Genomic DNA, 4,841 nt, shown 5'->3' on the forward strand with positions numbered 1-4,841 from the left:
CCACGGGAATATCTGCGACAGCGGACCAGTAATGGGTTAAGTGATAACAGGTGTCTGGAAATATAGGGGCAAATCCATTGTGTAAATGTTAACAAATGTGCGTTTTATTTGATCTGATTCGCTGTTTGAGCGTCCAAAACAACGGTATATATAATCCTTTACTATATGACATATGTGAGGAAAAATGGGTTTTCGTAGCGCATCAATTCTTACGTTGATTATTAGTGGGATTATTATCGGGTGCACTGATGCTGTATCGACAAATTATCATGACCGTACATCATATTACTCCGATAAAGCAATAGAGACACAGTATGTGAGTTCATCTGAACGTACTTCTGATGTTAGTGAGGATATCCGTCTGTATGCCCATCAAATCAAGAGCGCCATCGAAAAACAGTTCGGGGATGCGAGTAAGTATTCAGGAAAAGAGTGTACACTGAGAATGCATATGGCCCCGAATGGCCTTCTACTGGAGGTTAAAAGAGAAAGTGGAGACCTCGATTTATGTCGTGAAGCGATGAATGCGATAAAGAATGCTGATATACCTGCCCCCCCTTCGCCGGAAGTATATAAAGTATTTCAAAATGGGGTGCTGGATTTTAAACCCTGATATTTATTGTTTTGTAATAAACGGTTTCGGCTTAGGTTTGTTCTGACACAACTACGGCACTGAGCTAAATCTAGCGGATAGTCAGCTCTGAGCCAGTGGCGGACGTAACAACTACTATTGCTGAGATTTTAATGGATTGAGGAGCAAGAAGTGGGATTAAAGAAAATCGTTATGTTGACTTTTTGGGTCAGTTTTGTTGCGGGATGCACACCTTTACACCCTTCAGATTGCCACAAAACTACTGCTACAGGTAGTTGCAGTTCAGGACGCTGGGATGATCAGGATGAATGGGGGGCGCAAGCGCGGGGAATCAGAGCTGCAATTAATGCCAAACTTGATGAGCCGCATAACTGGAAAGGGAAAAAATGCAGGTTGCATATGGAATTCTCTCAGGATGGCACGGCGTTAAAAATATCTACCAGTAACGGTGATAAAGCCTATTGCGAAGCGATAAAGTCCGCAGCTCATAAAGCCAAATTTCCGGCCTTCAACAATCCGGAAGTCTACAGAGATTTTCAGAAATCTGGCTTTGACATGCGAGGTTAGCTCTTCAATTACTATATCTCATTCATAGCAAACTGACAGATTTGATGATGTTCTATATACGAAACCTGTGATGTCAAGTCTGAGCTAATACAAATAAACATAATATCAGAGAAATACATTTTATTAGCTCGCTACGGCGAGCTTTTTATATTGCATCGTCTCCAGCATATATATCAATTAAGGCTCTGATTGATGTGTCTGGAAGCCTACACATAATAACTATGCCATCCGTTCCGTGCGGAGGTGAGGCTATGAAATCCATGGACAAAATTTCAACAGGCATTGCCTACGGCACCTCCGCAGGCAGTGCTGGCTACTGGTTTTTACAGCTGCTCGATAAAGTCACGCCCTCACAGTGGGCAGCAATAGGTGTGCTGGGTAGCCTGGTATTTGGCCTGCTGACGTACCTGACAAACCTTTATTTCAAGATTAAAGAAGACAAGCGTAAGGCTGCACGGGGAGAGTAATTCAATGACTCAAAAATATGAACTGATTGTGAAAGGGATCCGCAATTTTGAGAATAAAGTTACGGTAACTTTAGCGTTACGGGACAAAGAACGCTTTGACGGTGAAATTTTTGACCTGGACATCTCGCTGGACCGTGTTGAAGGTGCCGCGCTGGAGTTTTATGAGGCAGCAGCCAGAAGGAGCATCAGACAGGTCTTCCTGGATGTTGCTGCCGGGTTATGTGAAGGGGATGAGCTGTCGCCGGAAAAGCGCCCCATAATTTTAGAGGCGCAGAATGTGTGGATAACCTACAAAGGAAAGCTACCGGGAAGAATTACTGGTTCTCTGAAGACTCCGCCGAAATGGTAATTTCACCAGCATATTTTTCTTCCAGTAATACCGCCAGCCACTTGAAAGAATTTTGTTGTTGCTGGGACCATTTGGGGTTGAGTGATTCAAGCTGGAGCGATGCCAGTGTTGGTTGCATTTGTTCCTTGGGAATTGAGAATGCCAGATATGAAAATGCGACAGTAAGGGCATTTACATCATCCCGAAGCTTGGAAATGCAGTCGAGCAACTCCTGTAGAGAAATGGTGCTATTGTCCATAAACAATCCTCTCTATTGTATTTAACTATTCCTTGCCTGATTCAACAGGCCGGGACAGATAAACATATCCAGGGTTCAGAAACCGATAAATCCTGATAAATATCCATGAACGTAAAAATCAGATACGGCCTGTCGGCTGCCGTTCTGGCACTGATTGCCGTCGGTGCGCCTGCGCCTGATATTCTCGACCAGTTTCTGAATGAAAAAGAAGGTAACCACACAACGGCATACCGCGATGGTTCCGGCATCTGGACCATCTGTCGGGGTGCCACGGTGGTGGATGGAAAACCCGTTTTTCCCGGTATGAAACTGTCGAAGGAAAAATGCGACCAGGTTAACGCCATTGAACGGGATAAGGCGCTGGCATGGGTGGAGCGCAATATTAAAGTGCCACTGACCGAACCACAGAAAGCGGGTATAGCGTCATTTTGTCCCTATAACATTGGCCCCGGTAAGTGTTTCCCGTCGACGTTTTATAAGCGGCTGAATGCCGATGATCGTAAGGGGGCATGCGAGGCGATTCGCTGGTGGATAAAAGATGGTGGGCGTGATTGCCGCCTGACAAAAGGGCAGAAGAATGGCTGTTATGGGCAGGTCGAGCGGCGCGATCAGGAAAGCGCACTGGCGTGCTGGGGGCTGGAGCAATGAAAATTAATCCGGATCTTATAGGCGTTGTCGTTATTGCTGGCCTTTCGGTCGCTCTCGTCAAGAGTTGCTCTCACGCCAGTAATCTTCAGAGCGATAACGACGTTCTGCGAAGTGACAACTCTATGCTGGGGCAGGTAATCGCCACCCAGGCATTCAACTTCAATCGATTCAATCAGGTTGCAGAACATGCCAACAGTCTTAACTCCCTGATCGACACCAGCACCGAAAAAACCGTAATCGAATACCGGGAGATTCTCCGCCGTGAAAAAACCTGTGATCTGCCTGTTCCTGCTGATATCGCTGGTGGGTTGCTCGAATACACGTACCGTTTACGTGCCAGCGCCATGCACACCGATACCGGCAGACCTAATGAAGCCTATGATCGTACCGCTACCACCAGCTCAATGACCTACTGCCAAGCTGTCTTGTGGATTAAGCCGCTACTGGCGTTGATAGAAAAAGGAAATAATAATTTTTCGAGTATTCGTGAAATTGATGAGTTGCGTTACAGACCATCTGAGCATGGCCAGTAAGGTTGCAGGAAATTTAAAATCTGGCGATGAAATTTAATATTAGAAATTCATTGCCTAGTGAGATTAATAATGGGCATCCCTTTGTGACGATAAGCTTTAACACATTCACAAAGGGATATTTAATATAGGGTGGTTAATTCCCACTTGCTGTGGTGTTTAGGGGGTAATTCAAATCTTATCTAACTCATTATAGGCTTCGATAATAAAAATTCTGATTTTAATAAGGCATGATTCAATGAAAGGAATTACTTCATGGTCATTCCCATGGAATCTTATTTTTTTCTCTTCGGTAATGACTATGTTTAAAGGTACACCATTACCACTTCTTTGTAATTTCCCATTTTCGAAAGTAAAGTCTTCTAATTTTTTGCCATTGATGTGGTTGTTTTTAAAGAGAATTTTTGCTGAGCTTCCTGCTGTGATTAAACCAAAACCATCTACGCTCACACTTAGGTCTTTAACAGAACTCTCTTCTCTTAAGGGGATTGGTTGTCTGTGCTTTACTTCATTAGTGAGATTACACATCATTTCCAACCAAGATTCGCCAGTGTGATAATCCTGTATAGAAGTAAAAATTTTATATAATGGAGAAGATGATGGTGGGTTTATTTTTAGCGTCTTTGAGAAAAATTTATCAATAAACTCTTTTTTTCCGTAAGGGAAATATATTTTGGGGCGCTCATCATTACTGCGTGGAGAAATATATTTATCATAGGTATCATTAGCGAGATACTCTAAGGAACTTCGTAAGTTTTCCAAAATAGCTTTGACTTTTACAGGCTTGATATGCTGTGTCTGTCTCATTATGTCAAGACTTTCTTCAACTTCTTGCAATAAGTCCAACGAGCCTTCTCTAGACATACAGGTAATTCTCCTTTATGAATTTTCAACATGTTATAACTAATAATATATTTATCATATAACTGTATGAATAAATTGTGAGATTAGTAATGCAAGTTTCTATCCATAGTGTTCTCTAAGTACCCGCTTCCATCATGTTGTTACGGACGGTATGGCTAAAACAAAGCACCTGAAGTTAAACGTTCTGAACTTTATGCTCGTTGAGCATATGAATTATCTGTAACCCGATGCGCTGGTTGTGGTTCACATTGATGGTCGTAATCAGCAGCGGTGGTGCCTGATGGCATGCAACTTCTTACTTATAAAACTTCGTATGGAATTGTTGCCATAACGAGCCCAGCTTAGCAGTTTTTAATGGGTCCTCCCGGCAGTGTGTCCTGCCACGGGGCGGGAGCGTCGCGGAAAAAGGCTAGTTTTTGAAATTTCATTCGTCATCACCACTACTGTAATGTATTGATATTACAGTGGTTTTATTTTTGTGGTGTCGATTTTGATTGTTTTTTGTTCATCACTAACACCGTTTGCCTAAAGTTGTTCGCAAGATGCATGTTTAAAACATTCTGGAGCGGGTATGGATCGAGAGTTA

General features: G+C 43.0%; 8 protein-coding genes. 6 read left to right on the forward strand and 2 right to left on the reverse strand.

Features of this window, described 5'->3' with window-relative positions; translation table 11 throughout:
• Positions 1-184: 184 nt before the first annotated feature.
• The 4 genes from tolA to ATB02_RS25130 all read left to right on the forward strand — a co-directional run bounded on the left by tolA (position 185) and on the right by ATB02_RS25130 (position 1,975).
• Complete coding sequence (gene tolA, locus ATB02_RS27160) at positions 185-613, forward strand: cell envelope integrity protein TolA (protein WP_000506936.1); 429 nt, start codon at positions 185-187, stop codon at positions 611-613.
• Between the two features lie 171 nt (positions 614-784).
• Positions 785-1,159: a cell envelope integrity TolA C-terminal domain-containing protein gene (locus ATB02_RS25120; RefSeq protein ID WP_072162994.1), complete on the forward strand. Its 375-nt coding sequence runs from the start codon at positions 785-787 to the stop codon at positions 1,157-1,159.
• A 251-nt stretch (positions 1,160-1,410) separates the two neighbouring features.
• On the forward strand, positions 1,411-1,626 hold the full coding sequence (gene essD / locus ATB02_RS25125; RefSeq protein WP_000839561.1) for a phage lysis protein EssD: 216 nt from the start codon (positions 1,411-1,413) through the stop codon (positions 1,624-1,626).
• A gap of 4 nt (positions 1,627-1,630) precedes the next feature.
• Entirely contained in the window at positions 1,631-1,975 is a 345-nt protein-coding gene (locus tag ATB02_RS25130) for a YdfR family protein (protein ID WP_000192451.1), read from the forward strand.
• Here the strand turns inward: ATB02_RS25130 and ATB02_RS25135 are convergent.
• Complete coding sequence (locus ATB02_RS25135) at positions 1,941-2,213, reverse strand: hypothetical protein (protein ID WP_000370545.1); 273 nt, start codon at positions 2,211-2,213, stop codon at positions 1,941-1,943. The genes ATB02_RS25130 and ATB02_RS25135 overlap by 35 nt on opposite strands.
• Positions 2,214-2,318: 105 nt before the next feature.
• Here ATB02_RS25135 and ATB02_RS25140 point away from each other — a divergent pair, with 105 nt between their 5' ends.
• Both ATB02_RS25140 and ATB02_RS25145 read left to right on the forward strand, forming a co-directional pair.
• On the forward strand, positions 2,319-2,861 hold the full coding sequence (locus ATB02_RS25140) for a lysozyme (protein ID WP_001101168.1): 543 nt from the start codon (positions 2,319-2,321) through the stop codon (positions 2,859-2,861).
• Positions 2,858-3,394 carry a hypothetical protein gene (locus ATB02_RS25145; protein WP_000700651.1) on the forward strand — a complete coding sequence of 179 codons (537 nt, stop codon included), beginning with the start codon at positions 2,858-2,860 and terminating at the stop codon, positions 3,392-3,394. The genes ATB02_RS25140 and ATB02_RS25145 overlap by 4 nt, the downstream gene beginning before the upstream one ends.
• Positions 3,395-3,562: 168 nt before the next feature.
• On the opposite strand, the gene ATB02_RS25150 is transcribed toward ATB02_RS25145, so the two are convergent.
• Positions 3,563-4,255 (reverse strand): hypothetical protein, encoded by a 693-nt coding sequence (locus ATB02_RS25150; RefSeq protein ID WP_023567552.1) that lies wholly within the window; start codon positions 4,253-4,255, stop codon positions 3,563-3,565.
• Positions 4,256-4,841: the final 586 nt, after the last annotated feature.

This window comes from Escherichia sp. MOD1-EC5189 (assembly GCF_002966045.1).
GTDB lineage: Bacteria > Pseudomonadota > Gammaproteobacteria > Enterobacterales > Enterobacteriaceae > Escherichia > Escherichia coli_F.